The organism is Paenibacillus sp. FSL R7-0302, from assembly GCF_038006885.1.
Classification (GTDB): domain Bacteria; phylum Bacillota; class Bacilli; order Paenibacillales; family Paenibacillaceae; genus Paenibacillus_AQ.
Map to the genome: position 1 here is coordinate 2,109,163 of NZ_JBBOWB010000001.1, position 19,604 is coordinate 2,128,766.

The following is a 19,604-nucleotide window of genomic DNA, read 5'->3' on the forward strand; positions in this document are numbered from 1 at the left end:
GCTATACTACTATAAGTGATGAAGTGAAGAGATAGAGGGTGGCAGGATGGAGACAATCAGCTTTCATTATGGACGGCATATTTCCAAGGTGGCACGGGCATTATATTTCCACTCGTGGAAATCCATACTGTCCATTGGCGTTCAAGCGGTATTTATAGCGGTGTGCATGATTCTGTATACTCAGAACCAATCGGTTATTCTGCTCGGCATATCGATTACGCTGGTTCTGACCATGGGAATGTCAATTGTGATGCGAACCTTGCTTTTACCGAAGATATTGTCGGCAGATACAAGGTACAATAAGGACTTTGAATATCTGTTCGATGCAGAGGGGATCAATTTCAGTCCGGAGAAGGACGCTTCCGTCATGACATGGGGCTCTTTCACCCGGGTATGGGAGAACCAGAGCTACTATCTGCTGTTCAATGGGCCACAAGAATATTGGTTCGTTGCCAAGCAATCGTTCGAGGATGCCGCACAGGAGCATAAATTCAGAACGTATGTGTCAGATCACCGCAAGATTGTCAGTGGCGTGATTTGGTGACAAAAAAGAAGGACATGCTACCCGCGCATGTCCTTTTCTGTATCCGGGAGCGGATAACTAGCTGCAGCTATACCCGCCAAAAGCTTGTGCAATCCGCCTTGTCGGCAATATTGTACTCGATTAGCTGTCTCAGCAGGCCGTAATCCACCGGGTTCGTCCATTTCATGCGGATCAGCAGCTTGGTGTGATCTACTCCGCCTTGCTTCAGGACCTCTTCGAAATGATCCATGCCTGCTTTTTCCGGGGCGACAGCCATATGCCCTTTGGCTACACTGAAGCCGATAATGTATGTTCCGTGATCGGTGAACATCGGCTGGTTCCAGCCAATTCTCGGTTCGAGCTGCGGGAACTCCTGCAACACCCAGGCGAGTACTTCCTCCACCGTTGCCCGATGGACCGGATTATCGATTTTCGCCAGATACTCTGCAAACACATCCATGGTTCGTCCTCCTGATCTATGTCAGCCCTTATGCCCTCCATAATATCTTGTAGCCGCAGGATAGTCAAAAATTTTAATGAATAAATTTTAGTGTACTTTGCGAGAGTAGAGTATGAATGAGGGAACATCCTGTGGCAGATGGCTCTCATTCATTGTTGTTTAGAAAATTGCTGCAAGAAATGCAACAATGCTGCTTAATAAAAGTGGTCGATGAGAGTGTAAACCCTTAGACTCTGATCGTGTGGCTAAAAAAGCATATATGGGCTTGATAAATGTCGTCAGCCCTCCTACCCTTCCTCATTCCAGCATTTCCCTGTATGATAGAAGAAGCTTGTTGTTCTTCAGGATAAATGAGAAGGGGGATAGGGATGGAGAAGAGGATCGTGTTCAAGGGTAAACGTCCTGCTGAATTGCCGGCGACTATAAGCGTGGTGGCCCTTATGGTATTCTGGATATGCTATTTCCTTCGCTTTGACCGAACTACTCCGCTGGAGTATTTTTGGGTCTATCTCGTCGTCGGAATCGCAACCGCCGTTGCAGGAATTATGATCTATCGTTTGCTGACCTTCAGCAGAGTGTTCAACATAGGGATAAGGCCGGAAGTAATGCAGATCAAAAATGTAGAGATTGAAGCCTCTGCTATTAAGCAGATTTTCATTAAAGGACACCTCATGCCCGTGATCGCAGTAAAGCCTAAAGCGCACCTGTTGGTTCCTTACAAATACTGTTTTCGCTTCCCGGAGCAGGAAGATCAAGGGATAAAGGCGCTAAAGGAATGGGCAGATCGGCATCAGATCGAAGTAGTACATAAGAAGTTTGTGAGATGGTTGTAGTGAACTAAGGAACGTATGATAGGAGGAGATGATCAAATGAAAGTCACCGGATTCAGTCACATCACACTTAAGGTACGCGATCTTAAGGCATCTCTGGAGTTCTATCAGGGCATTCTGGGTATGAATGTCAGACACCGCGGCCGGATAGATGCCTATCTGGAGTGGGGCAGCGCCTGGGTATGTCTGCTTGAACGAACGGTTACCAAGGAGCCTTTAGACGAATTCGCCGGGATGGATCACGTAGCTTTTTATATCGCAGAGGAAGATTTCAATGATGCTGTAGACATCCTGCAGAAGCATCACGTTGAGATCGTCAGAGGACCTGTTCAGCGGGGAACCGGCTGGTCGGTGAATTTCCTGGACCCGGATGGGATTCAGCTGGAGCTGCATACTTCCACTCTGGATGAACGGATGAAGGTCTGGCGTTAGGCGGAGTACGGTTAACATAATAATCAGAAGCGGGGTGCGGGATGAATAAACCTTTTCATGACATGCTGACATCGGAAAATGAGCTTAGAGAGCTTCTGGGCTACCCGAGTGAAGTGGTGAAGCGCAAAGCGATCCATCAGCTGGATCATCACTGCCGTGATTATATAGCGATGTCCCCTCTATTATTTCTGTCCACAGCAGATGAACACGGCTCATGCGATGTCTCTCCGCGCGGGGATGCGCCCGGTTCGGTGCTGGTGCTGGATGAAGGACATCTGGTCATTCCTGAACGTCCGGGCAACCGCAGATTGGACTCTTTGCTGAATATCCTGGCTAATCCGCATATCGGTCTGATTTTTGTGATCCCGGGACTTGAAGAGACACTGCGGGTTAACGGGCAAGCCTATATCATTAAGGATGAGCCTATTCTGGATCGGATGAGAGCCAGAGGCAAGCGGCCTGCGCTGGGGATCGGGGTGAAGGTGGAGGAATGCTATATGCACTGTGCCAAGGCCTTCAAAAGATCGCAGGTCTGGGACCCTGGCACATGGCCTGCTGAAGCCACGCTCCCGTCTGCTCCGGCCATCATCGCCGCTCATGTGAATGCAGCGGAGTTCACGGAGGAAGTGGTGCGGCGCGGGATAGAGGAGAGCTATGAGAAGCGGCTGTATTAAGAAGGGGAGTGAACGGCGGGGATGGATACAGAGCGGCTGATACGGATGCCATCAGACCCGGGATATTCTCGGACTGGTCCGGGAGTCGGGGATGCAGATCCGCAGAGCAGAGAGCTATTCGCTGAATATGGTGCATTTGATCTGGGCGGGGCCTCTAGAACAACAACTATGATCATTACTTATGATACGTCTATTCCTGTTCAAGCGATCAACGGAATTATTGTTTTCCCGAGAAAATGGGCGTTGCTGGAGGTCAAACAGAAATAGATTGATGAGCCGCTAAATTTCAGCTCAGACGCTTTTAAACTGGCTTTGGAGCGTTCAGGGTTTCTTATTGACGGAGTTGTATGAGAACGTGGAAGGAGAGGACTAATCGATTTTTTTTGGTAACTAAGTGATGCCCGCTTCCGTTTATAAATATGATGAAATCAATTTTTTAAGAGGGAAGGGGAAGGGGAACGGATGAAGAAGAAATGGAAGATCATTTTATTTAGCTTTATTGGGGCTATTGTCCTTTTAGCCACGTTAGGAGCATTATACGTCAATAACGTTGGATATAATAATGTGAAACACATGTATCGTTTAGAATCAACCGGTAAATCTGTTATTCGGATAGATAGCGATATGCCTGGCCGAGAGCGCTATCTCACGAAAGAAGAGGGCGATCCACAGGAACTGTTAAAGTCACGCATGGAACGAGAAGGGTGGGTATATACTCAACAGGAGGGATCGGGTTATTTTTTTAAGAAAGACGGTAGGGAAGAAATAGTCACTACGCAGCAATGGAATCATTTTTATATTATATATAGTTTGAATGCTGGAATTGCGAACCTTGAGGACTAGACAAGAAAACAACGCCCCTACTTTGTAAAGGGGGCGTTGTTTTACGTTGTACTTAGTTACCAGTGTTACTAGCTTTGTCCATTTCGTATCCATATACACTATAGCCAGCGCTAAACCAATCTTGGAGTGTGCTAGTTTCCTTTTTGTCAGTTGTGTGTTGGGTTAAGAATTTATTATTATTGTTGTTGCCTGTATTTTTTGTGATTATAGCAGTGTGATCGACATGTCCATCAGCTCCAAAGTCCGCATTTACGGCATCACCTGTTTGTAGAGCGGTCACACTTGATGCAACGCCAGCTCTTTGACTCCAATGTTTATAGAAGTTTTGCGCTCCTCCCCACGTGTGAGTAGGCATAAGAGGTCCGAACCTCCAAGCATCATCAGCAGTTACGTGGGAACCTGTTCTAAATTTCATCCCTCCTGCATAAATCGCTTGGGATACAAAGTTAGTGCAATCATTCCATTGCGACCAACAAGATGAATTCGCTACATTACAGCCTGCTTTTTCAGCATAATATGTTGAATACGTGGGATTTCTTTTGTTCCACCAACTATAAGCATAGTCACGGGCTGCTATGTTGTCATATCCATTTGCGGAAACGGCTAGTGGACTAACCTCGTCTGTTGCGAAAGAATCAAAGTTTGTTTCGCTATTGGCTGTAGATGGAGCAGTAGAAGGAGCATCTGAAGGAATCGGTAAAAGACCATTTAATTCAGTAAGTTCTGCATTGGAGAGTGTTATGTTGTTTTTAAGCTTATTTTGATATGTTTTCAATTGTACATTAAGTTCATAGTTTTCATACCAATCGATAAATTTTACATATTCTACTATCTTTTTCATATCCTCAGCAGAGAATAATTCAAAAGAAGTTCCTAATGAGAGTACATATTTTTGATATTCCACATTGTCTAAGTCTGTTTTGATAGCGATAGTATCTTTATTCAACTGGTTTTCAACCAAGTTGATAGCATCTTTGTGTTCAATAAGAGCTTTTTCCTTCACCTCTGCTGACTTTCCAGGAAGCACATTGTAAAACTGGATATCACCAGATTTAATTTGAATATCAGCATTCTTCTCAGAATAAGTCTCGGCGGAAACAGCACTTCCTACTAAGCTGAAGCCTAGAGCGAACGTTCCGACAATCAACCAAGTCTTCTTGAAGTTCAATTTGCCACTCTCCCATTGTCATATTTTGTAATGATGTTCATAGTTATAAACGCCAAAAAAGGGAAAAGGTTCCTTGAAATTTTAACTTTTTTTTAAAAAAGATATATTTTTGAGATATTCGTACAATTCAATATGCAACACACTATCCGTAAAGGTATACCTTTACGGATAGCTAAAAGAGAATGTTTTTGTTATCCCTAAAGGTATTAGTTCTTCAGCTATTGAGTTGGTTGGCTGAAGCGTAACAAGAGAAGAGCATGATACGATTACTTGGTTATCGGGACTTGATCGGAGTACAATTGATAGTATTCTGAGCCTTATTAAGGCTGCGCAAAAGGTGAGGGGAATGCGAAATGGATAGTATTATTTTTGATCTGGATGGCACGTTATGGGACCCGACGGAGACTGTAGTAGCAGGATGGAATCATGTGATTAACAGCTACAATGGAGCTGCGAATGAAGTAACTATAGAAGATTTACAGGGAATTATGGGTCTGCCGGTGCCGGAGGTTGGCCGAAGGCTGTTCCCTGATACGGATGAGGATACCCGGCAGAGGATGCTGGATGATTGCTGTGACATGGAATGTGATGTGCTGGCGAGACAAGGTGGAAGATTATACGAACAGGTGGAAGAGGTGCTTCAGGCATTATCAGCTAAATATAAGCTGTTCATTGTAAGCAACTGTCAGGCGGGGTACATTGAGGCTTTTTATGCGTATCATGGGTTGCAGAAGTATTTCACAGACTACGAGAATCCGGGGAGAACCGGACTGTCCAAGGGAGAGAATATCAAGCTGGTCATGGACAGAAATCATCTGATGAGTCCTGTCTATGTAGGCGATACAGAAGGGGATAGGAAGGCGGCCAGGTTCGCGGGGATTCCTTTTGTATATGCAAGATACGGCTTCGGTGAAGTGAGCAGTCATGATTACGTGATTGACTGGCTGGATGGGATGTTGGATTTGTTCTGATTCGCCCTCCATATAAGGGACGTCCCTTTCTGTAAAAGCTAGAGCTGCCCTCCAGCCATTCCAAGGCTAGGAAGACAGCTCTTTATGCTAGGATCAGACGGCTGTCCAGCCCCCGTCCACATACAGCGTCTGGCCTGTCGTGTAGCTGGAAGCATCCGAGGCGAAGTAGAGGACAGCGCCGTTCAATTCATCGGGGTTGCCGGGCCGGCCCATGGGGCATAGCGTATTATACTGCTCCAGAAATTGGTCCTGGTACAGTGCGCGGGTCATCCGGCTGGGGAACAAGCTGGGTCCGATCGCATTCACTGTGATTCCGTAAGGAGCAAGGGTCGCGCCCATGCCGCGGGTCAGATTCACGACAGCGCCTTTGGAGGCATTATAGGCATGCAGGGCGGCCAGCTTGCTGCCCTTCACACCGCAGATGGAAGCAAGGTTGATAATGCGGCCCGCTTTGCGTGCCTTCATGGCCGGGATCACAGCTTTGGACATGAGATACATACTCTTCACATTGGTATCCATCACCCGGTCCCATTCCGCTTCTGCCAATTCCTCGACCGAGCCAACGGAGGCGACTCCGGCATTATTCAGCAGGATATCTATCCGTCCGATATGCTCCAGAATGCTTGCTACCGCCGATTCAATATCCGTGCTGCGGGTTACGTCGCATTGGAGCGGAAGCGCCCGGCGGCCCTGGGCTTCAATCTGTTGCCGCGCCGCTTCCAGCTCGTCCACTCTTACATCCAGCAGGGCAACATCCGCCCCTTGCCCGGCCAGAGCTTGGACCAATTCCACTCCTATTCCCCCGGCTGCGCCTGTCACCACTGCTACTTTTCCGCTCAAATCAAATGGATTTCTCACAGGCACACCTCCATTAATTCCACCAATCCCAGCGCAAGTTGGAGTAGGGAAGGAACTGTTCAGGATCTACAGCAGTCAGAACCTCACCGCGTTCAAGGACGGTATTGCTGACCGTGTAGATGCCGCCCAGCATACGAACGACTTCCAGCTCGGCCCAAGGATCATGCGGAGAGTCATGCAGGTGAATCTCAACTTCTGCCGCTGTGCGCACACTGATATCCATTGAGGCTGTCTGCCGGATCAGCAGCGGCCCAAGATCAAATCCGCGTCCATCTGGAGACTTAGAATACTTCATATTGAAGACAGGCAGGCCATCACCATAATGCTCAGTAATGATGCGCTGTCCGTCTACGGCATTCATTTTACCGCTAAGTGCAGCTTCTACATGGAAGAATTCAGTGCCCCGCCGTGAGACGCTGCCTGCTATATGGTGATCCTCCTTCTGGAGACCGATGTCGGCCATCTTCTTGGGGAAGCCGTAAATCTCACGCCCCAGGCCCATCGCGATATCATCGCTGATCGGCATGGACAGGCAGTAGGTGCCCGGTTGCCCGTTGTACGATGCCAGAACGAAGACCGCAGCTTCACGGTAAGGCTCGCAGAAGCTGGTGCGGGGATAGTTAGCTACAAAAGCATGCACAAGCGGTCTTGGACCCGGCGTAAGCGGGGCGGGCAGAATTCTGCGGATCACTTCGGGCGAAGTCTCCCAATAGACAGTTAGTGTCTCGGCATTATAGAAGGTCGTAGGTGTATTGATTCTTTTGGTAATCTCATTCACATCTTTTACGAAGCTGCTCATCTGAATCTCCTCCTGTGATATAGGGTCACGAATAATGTAACATGACTATTCCAGTGATTATATATATGGAAAATATAAAAATAAATGGGAATATTGTGCGCGGCGCACTATAATAATCAAGGGGGGAGAGCGATGAATGTAACCTTTGAACAGATTAGCAGACAATTTAGTAAGCAAGCCCTACATATCCAGTGGAACAAAGCAATAACGACAGCATATTCAGATACGATGCTGATTACGAAGAGCCTGACGCATTTTGCGCCTGAATTTATTTATGTAGGCTACCGGTCCGGATTACCGGATCACGCAGAAGGGTTGGAGCAGGCCAGCCTGATGCTGATTAATGATACTGTGGAGCCAGCTTCAGGCCAGCATCAGCAGATATATAGCAGACAGAACCGTATGGAATTCGGGGCAGGGGAAGATGTATTCGAGCTCTATAATCAGATCCGGGGGCTGTTCCTGGAAGAGGCTGAACGGGAGCAGGCTAAGGGGCGGATGCTTGAGGCCTGTGTCGCCGGCAAAGGACTGGATGCAATCGTCTGTGCGGCGGCAGAGCTGATGGGCAATCCGGTAATTATCATCGATGTAAGCTATAAGGTTCTGGCTTCTTCGGATTGTAGCGGGGTTAGCGATCCCATCTGGAGCGATAATCTGCACAAAGGCTACTGTTCCTATGATTTCATAGCTGCCGTCCACCAACTGAAGAGTGTGCAGACCGGCATAGAGTCGCTGGAGGCTTACGAAGTGGAATGCAGCGGAAGCCGGGTGACCAAGCTGGTCGCCAAGATTAGGATCGGCAGCAAGCCTGTCGGGAATGTGATTGTGCTGGGCGACACACGCCCGATTGAACAGAAGGATCATGAGCTGGCGGGTTTTACGGCCGGGCTGGTGGCAGCGGAGCTGGCTAAGAACAGCTTTTACAGGAATTCAAGCCAGGCGGAATATGAAGAGCTGATCTATGAATTGCTGGAGAATGAGGAGAACGGACCGGTACTTATTCAGGAGAGCCTGCAGAGCGGAGTGCATCTGCCTAAGGGCAGATTGTCTATTCTGGTGCTGGAGCTTACGGGGTATGAGGCTTCCGCTTCCGGCAAACACACTGGTTATTTAAGGGATCAGCTGCACCTGCATTTCGGGGAAGAGCGCCTGATTTTTTACCATGAATATATGGTAGGGGTCAGTGAGGGTGATACTGCATCGTCCAGGTCAAGAGAGTATGATCCAAGCTTGCGGGAATTTCTCGTCAGCCATCAGCTCCGTCTGGGGATCAGCAGGGAATTCACCGACCTTACGGACTGCCGCAAATATTATCTGCAGGCGCTCAAGGCGCTGGAGATCGGGCGGATCGTCTGGCCTGCGGAGCCGCGTGTGCTATATGCAGATGTGCAGCTGTATGACCTGTTATCCCCGCATGCGCAGCATGATTCCCGGGATGTCACCCATCCGGCGCTTACAGTCCTGCGTGAATTCGATGAGAAGCATCATGCCGACTTGTATCATACCCTCTATTGCTATTTGAAGAACAACCAGCAGCTGCAAAAGACCGCCGACGAACTATTCGTCCACCGCAACACCCTGCGGTACCGCTTACGCCAGATCGACGAACTGATTCAGCTTGATTTGCGCCAGATCGATCAGGTACTAAGGCTATATATGTCCTATCAAATGACAGATTATCTGGAAAAGCTCAATGGGGGAGGGAGCAGGGCCTCCGACATATAACCTTGCCCCCAATAGTCCTTCCAGATGTCATAACCGATCTCCACCTGCTTCCGCTCAGCGTCCCAGTAATGATAGCCGCAGGTGCCAATGAAGGAACCGGTCTCCCGGTCAAACATCCCATAGCGGTGATGGTCTTTGCCTTCAGGCTGGGCGTAATGCTCAATAATCTCCACAGCTTCGTTATAATCGCAGGGCGGCTCACTGAAGTATCTGCACATGTCCGGGTCCGAGAATTGCTTGTAGACGGCATCGGTGTCTGATTGATTCAGTAAGCGGAAGTGCAGACGGCTGGTTGTAAAAGGTTCGGATAAGTTCATTGATGATTCTCCTATTCATGGGCAATATTTCATACTATTATTATGCGATCATATAATCGGGTTGTCTATGAACGTGAACCCGGTTGTTAATGTATGGTAAAATATAAGCACTACGTCTATTTATTGAAGGGGTGTGCCTATGAGGCCGAAGAGATTAACTAAAAACCTGGCAGCCGCACTTGCATCTGCAATGTTGTTCACGGGTGCCGGAATTACCGTTCTTGGCGCTTTCCCGCAGAAGATCGAGGCAGCGGCGGTGAAGCCTACAACAGCCTTCGCTTTATTCGAACAGAGATTGCAAAAGCCGTCTTCCATTGGCCTGGCCCAAGCTACGCTGGTTAACCGGATCGGCCAGATGACGCAGCTCGAAGCGAATCTGGCGGTGCTGCATCTGGAGAATGCACTAAAGGCTTACCTTCCTACAGCAACCAAACGTATGAATGCGCCTGTCGTTCAACTGGATATCAAAAATATATACACCCCGGGCATGTCCATGGCGTTGGCACGCTCCAAGGTGCAGCGGTCCGAGTCACGGATTGTACTGCAAGACTTGACGGCCATGAACTATAAGCTGGAGAGGGGCGGCGGCGGGTTTATTCCGGTCATTCAATACAAGAGCTTTAAGGTATTCAAGCCGTACCTCAGCAAAGATCTGCAGGTATACATCGACCTGATGGCCGCAGAGTCGGAGCAACCCACTGTGATCAACAGAACGTTACAGGTGGACTGGTACCAGGTCGTGGAACGGGCGGTGCAGTATGAAGCCTTTGTGCAGACGTATAAGACCTCTAACCGTGCCGCCGCCATGAAGGAAGCCTTTGAAGCTTCCAAGCAGATTGTGTTTAACGGAGCCCCCAACACACCGCTGTTCGACAAGAAGACCCAGGTCATCCTTCTAAAAGCGGCAATTGCGTATGAGAATACCCTTTCTGAGGCAGGTCCTGAGCAGATTGAGGCCAGCAGGCTGCTGACTCAGCTGGATGATTTCCTGCTGCTTGTGGAGCAGAATGGCGATAAGAAGACTCAGGCTGTGATGGATTATCTGGAAGCTATGTAGTCAAGACCACTTACATCTTGTGGCAGAACCCGGGCTGTTGCCGAAGCAGCCCGGGTTCTTGTTGCGCAGAACCCGGGCGCAAAGACCCGCAAAGCATATCTTCCTATAGGCCCGAAGCGTCATTAATCACAGAAAAGGAAAACGATTACAATTATAATGTAAGCGTTATCTAAATGCTGTGTACGTTTTTACGTAGGAGGGGGAAGAAGCTTGAGTATTCACAAGGTTTCCTTTAACATGCTTGTAATTATGGGTTTTAGCATTCAGTACGCCTTGATGCATCTGTTTTCTGCAGGCGAGGTCATCGCCATTTCATCGGCTGAGCTTATTATTTATATGGCGTTCACCTTTGCCGGACTCGGCAGATTCTTTCGGCGAAGAAGACAGGTTCTGAACGAGCAGGGCTGCGGGTCAGCCGGACTATTTTTCAGCGTATTATGGACGGTCTCCCTGTGCTCCCAGTTCCGCAAAGAGAGCTACCCGGATGCACTGACGATTATTAATTCGCTGGGTGTATCGGCCGCCGGGCTCGTTCTGCTTACCGAGATCATTATATTGTTTAAGGTCTAAACAAACCGCTTGTCAGTGAAGTTCAATCGGCATCGTCCATGTAATGCCTGCTGATCTCGCGGGCTCTGTCCTGAATCAGAAGCTTCAGCGCAAGCGGCTCCCGGATACGGATCGCTGTACCGAACGACAGCAGATACTTGGGCAGGTACTTGTTCATGGACGGAACATCGAGCAGGAACTGCGCCTCCCGGTCGGTCCGTTCCGTTAAGTAGTGACGCAGATGCCAATTGCTGCATAGCTTGTTCAGCGTATCAGGCTCCCCTTCAATGCGGATAACCGCAAGGGGGCCGGCTTCTTCCCGCTCCTCTTCCGCTTGGCTGCGGAAGTAGCCTTCAGCTCTAATGCGTTGAAGAACAGAGGGGTCTCGCTGAAGCTGTCCAGAATATACACTCCGCCGTCATGCCCGGATTCCGCAACCACCGGTACACCGCTGGCACCAAGCGCGTCGATATACCGGTACACGGTACGGACGCTGATCTCCAGACTGTCCGCAATCTGTGCGGCAGTGAGTTTTTGCCGGACCGCAGCATCCATAGCATAGCCAGCATATTATCCCATTTTGCTATTTGAAGTCCGGTTCCTGACTAACAATAGCTGATGACAAAAGGGGCGATTCAGCGTTAGGGTTGATGGAGGCGTAAAGGGGAAATATAGAAGAAGGATACATGAACAAGCTCCTGCGTGCATCGCAGGGGTTTGTTTTTGTATGTGTTCAATTCCTTATTGATATTTAATTTTAATAAAATAATAATTATGTTGAAATAATATTTCAGTAATGGTATTCTGCATTTAGAGAGCGATTTCATAAACGGAAAAGGATGATGGAAATCATGTTAGAGCATTTGACAACGGAGACCCGCAATAAGAAGACCATGAACCTGGATGAGTTAACACCGCTTGAGCTTCTGGAAGTGATGAATGAAGAAGATCACAAGGTCGCACAAGCTGTGAAACAAGTCATTCCGCAAATTGCGCAAGCTGTGGAAGTGATTACAATGGCGATCAAACAAGGCGGACGCTTAATTTACATGGGGGCTGGAACAAGCGGGCGTATCGGCCTGCTGGATGCTGTTGAATGTCCGCCAACCTTTGGAACAGCACCTGAGGAGGTCATCGGGCTAATTGCCGGGGGAGAGAGGGCGTTTATCAAAGCCGTCGAAGGCGCAGAGGACAATGAACAATTAGGGGTGCAGGATCTACAGGATATTAAGCTGACAGCGAAAGATGTTGTCGTCGGCATTGCCGCCAGCGGACGCACACCCTATGTGATCGGCGGATTAGAATATGCCAATTCTATTGGAACACCCACTGTAGCTGTGAGCTGCAACAAAGATTCAGCGATTGGCAGAATTGCCAGGATTGCGATTGAAGTCGTAAATGGACCGGAGGTATTAACCGGGTCAACACGTTTGAAGGCGGGGAGTTCGCAGAAATTAATCTGCAATATGCTATCAACCGCTTCAATGATTCGTACGGGCAAAGTATATGGAAATTTAATGGTGGATGTACAGCTGACCAATGAAAAGCTTGTAGAACGTGCCAAACGGATTGTGATGGATGCGACAGAGTGTGACGCTGAAACGGCGGAGCGTGTTCTGAAGCAGGCAGATCAGAAACCGAAGATTGCCATTGTGATGATTCTTGCGGGGCTAACTAAGGAAGAAGCTGTGCAGCGGCTGGAAGCATCACAAGGCTTCGTCCGTCAGGCGATTCAATAATACGATAAGAAGAAGGGGGTTACAACATGAGTAAATATCATGATTTAGCGGTCAAAATATTAGGGGCCATCGGTGGCCGTGCGAATGTATCCGAGTACACCCATTGCATGACTCGTCTTCGTGTAACTGTTGTGGACCGTAGCCGGATCGCTGAAGCAGAGTTGAAGCAAATTGATGGGGTTCTGGGAGTAGTGGATGATGAAACCTATCAAGTCATTCTCGGACCTGGGGTCGTGACCAAGGTAGCTGAAGAATTCGGTAAAGTGCTTGAAGAAAGTGCTTCAGCGGGCGAAAGTACAATTTCGGCTGAACAATTACAGGCCAAAGGCGCACAAATGAAGGCGCAGCTAAAAAAGAAGAATGATACGCCGTTCAAAAACTTTTTGCGGAAGATCGGAAATATATTCATCCCGCTTATCCCTGCATTCGTTGGGGCCGGATTAATTGCGGGTATTGGCTCTATTCTGGCGAACAATATTACAGCGGGTAATTTAGACACAGCAACCTGGCAGCAATATGTGACGATATTAAATGTCATCAAAAATGCGATTTTCAGTTACCTGGTGATTTATGTCGGTATTAACGCTGCCAAAGAATTCGGAGCTACGCCTGCTCTCGGGGGAGTAATCGGCGGGGTAACACTGTTAACAGGGGTTACAGCAGACCTGACCATTACTAATATATTTACGGGTACACCTCTGACACCGGGGCAAGGCGGGGTGATCGGCGTTCTCATCGCCGTATGGATTCTGTCCATCGTTGAGAGATATTTGCGTAAAGTGATTCCTGATGCGGTTGATATTATCGTTACACCTACAATCGCCTTGCTGGCTGTAGGGCTGGTAACCATCTTTTTCATCATGCCGTTCGCCGGATTCATCTCAAGCAATTTAATCGGAGCGATTAACTGGACGTTAGAAGTGGGCGGAGCATTCTCAGGCTTTGTGTTAGGAACTGCGTTCCTGCCGCTTGTTATGTTAGGGCTGCATCAGGTGTTGACGCCGATTCACATTGAGATGATCAATGATTCAGGGATGACGCTGCTGCTGCCGATGCTGGCTATGGCCGGTGCAGGCCAGGTTGGGGCTTCCATCGCCTTATGGATTCGCTGCAAGAAGAATAAATCATTGACGAACATGATTAAAGGTGCTCTTCCGGTGGGGATTCTGGGAATCGGTGAGCCATTGATTTACGGGGTTACTTTACCGCTAGGCCGGCCGTTTGTTACAGCTTGTATTGGAGGCGGGATTGGTGGTGCGGTCATTGGTTTATTCGGCAACGTTGGAGCCATTGCTATTGGTCCTTCCGGAGTTGCCTTAATTCCCTTGATTGCGGGTGGATTATGGCTGAAATACGTAATAGGCTTAATTGCAGCTTACGCTGGCGGATTTATCGCCACTTATCTCTTCGGTACCCCCAAAGAGGCTATGGCAGAACAGAATTAAGCGACCCTGAGATATTGAGGTGATTCCAGTGCTCGGAATTTCAATTTTTGTGGCGGACCGCACGTTAGAAGACAATGTGAAGTATATGGAACACATGAAGGCTGCAGGCTGTACCGAAATATTCACCTCTCTTCATATGCCGGAGGATGAGTTCGGACCCTTGAAGGAGAAATTGCTGGAGACCGCAAAGGCTGCCCGGCGGTTAGGAATGGACCTGATGGCGGATATCTCCGGGCAGGCATTGGAGAACTTTTCGTTACCCTTTCTACTAGAGGCTGGTGTTACAGGTTTGCGGATGGATTTCGGCTTTGAAGCCCGTGACATTGCCGCCTACTCCAACAAAATGAGAATCGCCTTAAATGCCAGCACCTTAACCCCGGAATTCTTAGCCGCATTGAAGGAGCATCCGATGTGTCTTGAGAACATTGAAGCCTGGCATAATTATTATCCCCGCCCGGAGACAGGTCTGGATAAGGAACCGTTCATAGCGAAGAACAGGTGGCTGCAAGCGGAAGGGATTACGACGATGGCCTTTATTCCGGGAGACGGGCTGAAGAGAAAACCGTTATTTCAAAGCTTGCCTACCCTGGAGAAGCACCGGAATCAATCTTCTTTTCTAGCCTACCTGGAATTAGAGCAAGATTGTGCAGTGGACAAAATTTTCGTTGGCGATTTAACCCTCTCAGAAGGATCTCAGATTCAATTTCAGCGGTATGAGGAAGGGGTTATTCCTTTGCGGGTAACCCAAGAATAACCTTATGCCTTATGGGATAAAATCCACCGGAACCGCCTTGACGCTGCCCGTGATGTGATTCGCTCTGAGACGGCACGGACAGATCAGGAGCGTTTTGGAATGAGCCGAAGGATTGCGCCTATGCATATGAACAAGCGGCCTAGAGGGACGATTACCGTCGATAATTATTTGTATGGCCGCTATGAACATGAGCTACAGATCACACTAAGAGATCTGCCGGCGCATGAGGCTGTTAATGTGATTGGTCATGTGATAGAAGAGGACCTTCCTCTATTGGACTACGTCAGACAAGGCGGAAGGAGCTTCAGCTTCACGGCTGCTACTTAATGATTACTCCCTTCTATTTTGTTACAATAAGGAGAATAGACTGAGGAGAGGAGTTTAGAACTTGGCAGCAGGAAGTATGATTTCTCAAATTGAACTGGTATTAAATGAACTGCCGGAATCCGAAAAAAAAGTTGCGGAGTACATTCTTGCCAATGCTAAAGAAGTGATGCATATGAGCATACATGAGTTAGCGGCTAAAGCGGAGGCAAGCAGTGCGGCGGTTGTCCGTTTTTGCCGTTCATTGGGCATCGAGGGCTTCCCCGCCCTGAAGATCCGTTTATCCGCAGAAGTAGAGAATACGAATTATGTCGGCTACTTTGACGTTGAATCCAACGAGACGGTGCATTCTATCATTGATAAAATGTTGTCCAATACCATATTGACCTTTCAGAATACAGCCAGTCAACTGGACGCGCATTCGATTGAGCAGGCCGTGAGCCTGTTACAACAGGCAGAGGTTATTTATGTGTATGGGATAGGGGCTTCTTTCATTATTGCAGAGGATGCCGCACAGAAATGGCTTCGGCTCGGCAAAAATGTATATGCTATTTCAGACCGTCATTTATTGGCGGCAGCTATGGCTACGAAATCAGAGAACGCTGTCTTCTGGGGAATTTCGTATAGCGGGGAGACGGGCGAGGTCATTCAATTAACCAAACGGGCCAAGGAGCACGGGATCAAAACAATCAGCCTTACCCGTCCTGGAAATAACAAGCTTTCCCAGCTGGCGGATGTTTCTTTATTTACATCACGTGCCCCGGAAGCCACACTTCGCAGTGCGGCAACCAGCTCAAGATTCGCCCAATTATTTGTGCTTGATATTGTCTTTAGCGTATATGCTTCTGCCCAGCATGATTTAACTGTGGAGCAGCTGGCGAAGACAAGGCAGATGATTGAAGTTTTGAATGACTAATGTTGAACCTCTCTATAAAAGGGGCTGTCCTAAAAGCCATGAAATGGCTGCTTGGGATGGCCCCTGTTTGGTAAGTAGCATCAACGTGTGGACGCTCATTCCTTACTTTCTCAAAGAATGGATCTCCTGCTCTGTTAATCCAGTGGCCTTTACAATGGTCATTATGTCCAGATTCAAGTCCAGCATATTCTTCGCTACTTCTTTGATACCTTCCTTGATACCTTCCTTCATACCTGCCAATTTGGCACTTCCCAGCATGGAGGCCTCATCATGCAAATACTTCTGTCTCGCTTCATACAATCGTCTGGCCTCTGAATCCTGACTCAGATATTGTAGAGTATCCATCGCCTTCTCTAATCCCGGCTCATTCATCTTCAGCACCTCCCAGTGTGATGTATCCGCACCTTTCAGGAACAATAGCCAATTGATCAGTCCACCTTCAGTTGGCACACTAAGTTCATCAAGCTTCGGTAATTCCAAGAAATGAACCTCGATGTCGTCAATCAAGGATATCCCTGTCCGGTCTTCCCGCAAATGAAATACGTTATGATATTGCTTATTCTTCAAGAACGAATAATTCAAAATATTGATCGTTACGCATTTCTTCAATTCTGGATACTTTTCACCCTCGCTGAGTTGACTCGCATATCGTTTACTCCAATAAAAAAGCGTTCTTTTCTCTATGTCGTACTTATTAAACAGCTGCATCTCTATATCAATCAGTTTACCTTCTGACGTTCTGGCATAAACATCAAAGATGGACTGTTTATCCAGTGGATCGTCTTTATCCGTATATGGATTCATTAAAATAATCTCAGTCAACGGCGGCTCGCCAGCTTCGGTGAAAATGCGGTTAAGAAATGCCAACAGTACATCCTTGTTGTTCTCGCTGCCAAATATCCGTTTGAATACAAAATCCACACGCGGGTCCAGTAATTCCATCGGCCATCAACTCCATTCAATATTATTATATCATTGTTCAAGGGTTCGAAGCCCGTCCTCAAGCCGGAGATTGTCGATCAGGAACTGGCGCAGGCTGCTGATGAAGGTATGGGTGGCATGGCTGATGTAGCGGTCGGCCCGGTAGATCAGTCTGAGGTTGCGGCAGGGGGCGGTATTCAGGATCGGAATGGAGCACAGTCCGCTGTTCTCCATGCCCTCAAGCAGTCCGCGCGGTTGTATGGTGCCGCCAATCCCGGCCTTGACCAGCTGAAGCAGCGAGGTGGCTGATCCGGTCTCCATGATCGGTTCCAGCTCGAAGCCTGCCTCCCGGCAGGTATTCTCCACCAGCTCTCTGCCGATGTAGGTGCGCGGGTACATTACAAGCTGGATCTGCTGAAGTGATGACAGCTCAATGTGGCTCTTGGCGGCATAAGGATGATCCTCGCGGACAATCAGATGATAAGGCTCCCAGCCCAGGTCCACTTGAGTCAGCATGGAATCACGCGGACCCGGAAGGCAGATGCCGATGTCCAGCTTGTTCTCCAGCACCTCCTGCTGAATAAGCGTTGAAGCGAAGACCTGGAGCCGGATATTCGGAAAATCGGAATGGAATTTAACCAGCATCGGAGTTAGGCGGTAGTCCAGGTCAGAGGGCAGCACCCCAAGCCGGATCATGCCGCGGTTGTCGGAGCGCAGCTCATTAATCGCTGCCTTGGCATTCTGCTCATTCTGAATCATCCGGGCTGCGTAGTCCTTCAGGAGGGCACCAGCTTCGGTAAGGGCAATCTTTTTGCCGATCCGGTCGAACAGGGGCATGCCCATTTCACCTTCCAGTACTTTAATCTGCTGGCTTAGTGTCGGTTGGCTGATGCCCAGTCCCTCAGCGGCGCGTGTGAAATGCAGTTCTTCGCAGACGGCCATGAAATAGTGCAGGTGGCGGGTTTCCATGGAATTCACTCCTTTCAGGATAAGATCATAGTCAATTACTATTATAATAATATAAACAATAGTATTGATCAATATATGACATCGCCGTATACTCAGGCTAAATACAAAATACTGATATGGAGTGATGGAAATGCCTTTCTTACTATTATTCGTTGCCTTGCTGGCAGCCTCATTAAATATGCGTCCGGTAATCACTTCGGTCTCACCGCTGCTGGGTAACATTCAGAGTGATCTGGGGATGAACAGCCTGCAGGCGAGTCTGATGACAACACTGCCAGTCCTGTGTATGGGAATATTCGCCCCCCTTGCCGTGAGCATCAGCCGGCGCTTCGGTCTGGAGCGCACGATCTTCGGGGCTATGGTGCTGATCGGGGCGGCGACAGCCGCACGCGGGTTCCTGTCTTCATCCTCTGGTCTCATTCTGACGGCGCTGGCAGCAGGCGTAGGGATCGGAATTGCCGGACCGCTGCTGTCCGGCTTCATTAAGCGTCATTTTCCCGGCCGCTCGGCTATGGTCAGTGTGTATTCCGCCTCAATGGTGATGGGTGCTTCACTCGCAGCCGGGCTGGCTGTTCCGGTCTATACCTGGCTGGACAATTCCTGGCAGCTGTCCCTGGCGGTATGGGCAGTCTTGTCGCTTGCCGCTCTCCCTGTCTGGTGGAGGATTGCCGCGCGGTCCAAGCCGCTGAAGGAGCAGACTGCACATGCCCGGCTGCCCTTGGCTAACGGCAGAGCCTGGCTGCTGACCATATTCTTCGGCCTTATGGCGAGCATCTTCTATTCGCTGACTGCCTGGCTGGCGCCGATGGCCGCATCCATGGGGTATAGCAAGCATGAAGCGGGCAATCTGCTCACACTTTTCACCTTGATACAGATTCCGGTAAGCATCCTCGTGCCCATCCTTGTGGCCAGATTCCAGCGGCGCACGTTATGGCTAGTGCTGTGCAGTCTGTTCGAGCTAAGCGGACTGCTGCTCCTTCTGGGCTCAGCCTCACCGCTGCTGAGCGCAGTGCTGCTCGGCATTGGCGCCGGCGGATTATTCCCGCTGGCTCTAATGCTGCCGCTCTTAATGACGGAGCGGGCGGAAGAGGCCAGCTCCTGGTCGTCGCTTAATCAGGGGGGCGGGTATTTTCTCGGAGCTTTGGGACCGCTCGCGGTTGGCCGTATCTACGATGCCTCGGGTTCCTTCCAGCCCGCGCTGATCGGCATGGCTGTGGTTACTGTACTTATGATCGCGGTACAACTGATGATAGGCAGAAGCTCACGCGAGGGCAACGCTCTAAGGAACGGATAGGCTGACGGTGCGGGCTTCTTGATCCATACGAGTCGG

At 49.0% G+C, this 19,604-nt stretch carries 25 protein-coding genes; 16 read left to right on the top strand and 9 right to left on the bottom strand.

All coding sequences use genetic code 11. The features are described from left to right. Positions 1–46: 46 nt before the first annotated feature. Positions 47–544: a YcxB family protein gene (locus tag MKY96_RS09015; RefSeq protein ID WP_340939918.1), complete on the top strand. Its 498-nt coding sequence runs from the start codon at positions 47–49 to the stop codon at positions 542–544. 67 nt (positions 545–611) lie between these two features. Here the strand turns inward: MKY96_RS09015 and MKY96_RS09020 are convergent, their stop codons facing one another. Then, positions 612–983 carry an iron chaperone gene (locus MKY96_RS09020; RefSeq protein ID WP_340939919.1) on the bottom strand — a complete coding sequence of 124 codons (372 nt, stop codon included), beginning with the start codon at positions 981–983 and terminating at the stop codon, positions 612–614. Positions 984–1,351: 368 nt separating this feature from the next. On the opposite strand from MKY96_RS09020, the gene MKY96_RS09025 reads away from it, so the two are divergent. From MKY96_RS09025 to MKY96_RS09045, 5 genes are all read left to right on the top strand, one after another. Then, positions 1,352–1,816, top strand: a complete 465-nt coding sequence (locus MKY96_RS09025; RefSeq protein WP_340939922.1) for a hypothetical protein — start codon at positions 1,352–1,354, stop codon at positions 1,814–1,816. Positions 1,817–1,852: 36 nt separating this feature from the next. Next, complete coding sequence (locus MKY96_RS09030) at positions 1,853–2,245, top strand: VOC family protein (protein WP_340939924.1); 393 nt, start codon at positions 1,853–1,855, stop codon at positions 2,243–2,245. Between the two features lie 62 nt (positions 2,246–2,307). Continuing rightward, on the top strand, positions 2,308–2,919 hold the full coding sequence (locus MKY96_RS09035; protein ID WP_445671428.1) for a pyridoxamine 5'-phosphate oxidase family protein: 612 nt from the start codon (positions 2,308–2,310) through the stop codon (positions 2,917–2,919). Positions 2,920–2,940: 21 nt separating this feature from the next. Next, the gene (locus MKY96_RS09040) at positions 2,941–3,186 is read left to right on the top strand and encodes a hypothetical protein (RefSeq protein ID WP_340939927.1); all 246 of its coding nucleotides are present in this window, start codon (positions 2,941–2,943) and stop codon (positions 3,184–3,186) included. Between the two features lie 195 nt (positions 3,187–3,381). After that, complete coding sequence (locus MKY96_RS09045; protein ID WP_340939929.1) at positions 3,382–3,762, top strand: hypothetical protein; 381 nt, start codon at positions 3,382–3,384, stop codon at positions 3,760–3,762. Positions 3,763–3,814: 52 nt separating this feature from the next. Here the strand turns inward: MKY96_RS09045 and MKY96_RS09050 are convergent, their stop codons facing one another. Next, the gene (locus MKY96_RS09050) at positions 3,815–4,930 is read right to left on the bottom strand and encodes an amidase domain-containing protein (RefSeq protein WP_340939930.1); all 1,116 of its coding nucleotides are present in this window, start codon (positions 4,928–4,930) and stop codon (positions 3,815–3,817) included. A gap of 353 nt (positions 4,931–5,283) precedes the next feature. Between MKY96_RS09050 and MKY96_RS09055 the strand changes: the two genes are divergently transcribed. After that, the gene (locus MKY96_RS09055) at positions 5,284–5,901 is read left to right on the top strand and encodes an HAD family hydrolase (RefSeq protein ID WP_340939932.1); all 618 of its coding nucleotides are present in this window, start codon (positions 5,284–5,286) and stop codon (positions 5,899–5,901) included. A gap of 93 nt (positions 5,902–5,994) precedes the next feature. On the opposite strand, the gene MKY96_RS09060 is transcribed toward MKY96_RS09055, so the two are convergent. Further along, a complete protein-coding gene (locus tag MKY96_RS09060) occupies positions 5,995–6,759 on the bottom strand; it encodes an SDR family NAD(P)-dependent oxidoreductase (protein ID WP_340939933.1) in 765 nt (254 codons plus the stop codon). Positions 6,760–6,772: 13 nt separating this feature from the next. Then, positions 6,773–7,558 (bottom strand): acetoacetate decarboxylase family protein, encoded by a 786-nt coding sequence (locus MKY96_RS09065; RefSeq protein WP_340939935.1) that lies wholly within the window; start codon positions 7,556–7,558, stop codon positions 6,773–6,775. 132 nt (positions 7,559–7,690) lie between these two features. Between MKY96_RS09065 and MKY96_RS09070 the strand changes: the two genes are divergently transcribed. Beyond that, positions 7,691–9,283, top strand: coding sequence for a PucR family transcriptional regulator (locus MKY96_RS09070; RefSeq protein WP_340939937.1), 1,593 nt, complete (start codon positions 7,691–7,693; stop codon positions 9,281–9,283). Here MKY96_RS09070 and MKY96_RS09075 read toward each other — a convergent pair. Beyond that, a complete protein-coding gene (locus tag MKY96_RS09075) occupies positions 9,235–9,600 on the bottom strand; it encodes a GNAT family N-acetyltransferase (protein WP_340939938.1) in 366 nt (121 codons plus the stop codon). The genes MKY96_RS09070 and MKY96_RS09075 overlap by 49 nt on opposite strands. A gap of 139 nt (positions 9,601–9,739) precedes the next feature. On the opposite strand from MKY96_RS09075, the gene MKY96_RS09080 reads away from it, so the two are divergent. Beyond that, on the top strand, positions 9,740–10,657 hold the full coding sequence (locus tag MKY96_RS09080; RefSeq protein WP_340939939.1) for a hypothetical protein: 918 nt from the start codon (positions 9,740–9,742) through the stop codon (positions 10,655–10,657). A gap of 210 nt (positions 10,658–10,867) precedes the next feature. Continuing rightward, complete coding sequence (locus tag MKY96_RS09085) at positions 10,868–11,227, top strand: hypothetical protein (protein ID WP_340939940.1); 360 nt, start codon at positions 10,868–10,870, stop codon at positions 11,225–11,227. Positions 11,228–11,249: 22 nt separating this feature from the next. On the opposite strand, the gene MKY96_RS09090 is transcribed toward MKY96_RS09085, so the two are convergent. Next, positions 11,250–11,384: a hypothetical protein gene (locus MKY96_RS09090; protein WP_340939941.1), complete on the bottom strand. Its 135-nt coding sequence runs from the start codon at positions 11,382–11,384 to the stop codon at positions 11,250–11,252. 86 nt (positions 11,385–11,470) lie between these two features. Then, the gene (locus MKY96_RS09095; protein ID WP_340939942.1) at positions 11,471–11,761 is read right to left on the bottom strand and encodes a helix-turn-helix transcriptional regulator; all 291 of its coding nucleotides are present in this window, start codon (positions 11,759–11,761) and stop codon (positions 11,471–11,473) included. A gap of 296 nt (positions 11,762–12,057) precedes the next feature. Here MKY96_RS09095 and murQ point away from each other — a divergent pair, with 296 nt between their 5' ends. From murQ to MKY96_RS09120, 5 genes are all read left to right on the top strand, one after another. Further along, positions 12,058–12,945, top strand: a complete 888-nt coding sequence (murQ, locus tag MKY96_RS09100; RefSeq protein ID WP_340939943.1) for an N-acetylmuramic acid 6-phosphate etherase — start codon at positions 12,058–12,060, stop codon at positions 12,943–12,945. Between the two features lie 26 nt (positions 12,946–12,971). Further along, positions 12,972–14,390 carry a PTS transporter subunit EIIC gene (locus tag MKY96_RS09105; protein ID WP_340939944.1) on the top strand — a complete coding sequence of 473 codons (1,419 nt, stop codon included), beginning with the start codon at positions 12,972–12,974 and terminating at the stop codon, positions 14,388–14,390. A gap of 28 nt (positions 14,391–14,418) precedes the next feature. Next, a complete protein-coding gene (locus MKY96_RS09110; RefSeq protein ID WP_340939945.1) occupies positions 14,419–15,144 on the top strand; it encodes a MupG family TIM beta-alpha barrel fold protein in 726 nt (241 codons plus the stop codon). 21 nt (positions 15,145–15,165) lie between these two features. Next, entirely contained in the window at positions 15,166–15,471 is a 306-nt protein-coding gene (locus MKY96_RS09115; RefSeq protein ID WP_340944504.1) for a DUF871 domain-containing protein, read from the top strand. 61 nt (positions 15,472–15,532) lie between these two features. Next, a complete protein-coding gene (locus MKY96_RS09120; protein ID WP_340939946.1) occupies positions 15,533–16,384 on the top strand; it encodes a MurR/RpiR family transcriptional regulator in 852 nt (283 codons plus the stop codon). A 102-nt stretch (positions 16,385–16,486) separates the two neighbouring features. On the opposite strand, the gene MKY96_RS09125 is transcribed toward MKY96_RS09120, so the two are convergent. Together MKY96_RS09125 and MKY96_RS09130 are read right to left on the bottom strand one after the other, a co-directional pair. Beyond that, complete coding sequence (locus tag MKY96_RS09125) at positions 16,487–17,326, bottom strand: Rpn family recombination-promoting nuclease/putative transposase (RefSeq protein ID WP_340939948.1); 840 nt, start codon at positions 17,324–17,326, stop codon at positions 16,487–16,489. A gap of 30 nt (positions 17,327–17,356) precedes the next feature. Beyond that, on the bottom strand, positions 17,357–18,274 hold the full coding sequence (locus MKY96_RS09130) for a LysR family transcriptional regulator (RefSeq protein ID WP_340939950.1): 918 nt from the start codon (positions 18,272–18,274) through the stop codon (positions 17,357–17,359). A gap of 130 nt (positions 18,275–18,404) precedes the next feature. Between MKY96_RS09130 and MKY96_RS09135 the strand changes: the two genes are divergently transcribed. Beyond that, positions 18,405–19,568 (top strand): MFS transporter, encoded by a 1,164-nt coding sequence (locus tag MKY96_RS09135; protein ID WP_340939951.1) that lies wholly within the window; start codon positions 18,405–18,407, stop codon positions 19,566–19,568. The last annotated feature ends 36 nt before the right edge of the window (positions 19,569–19,604 follow it).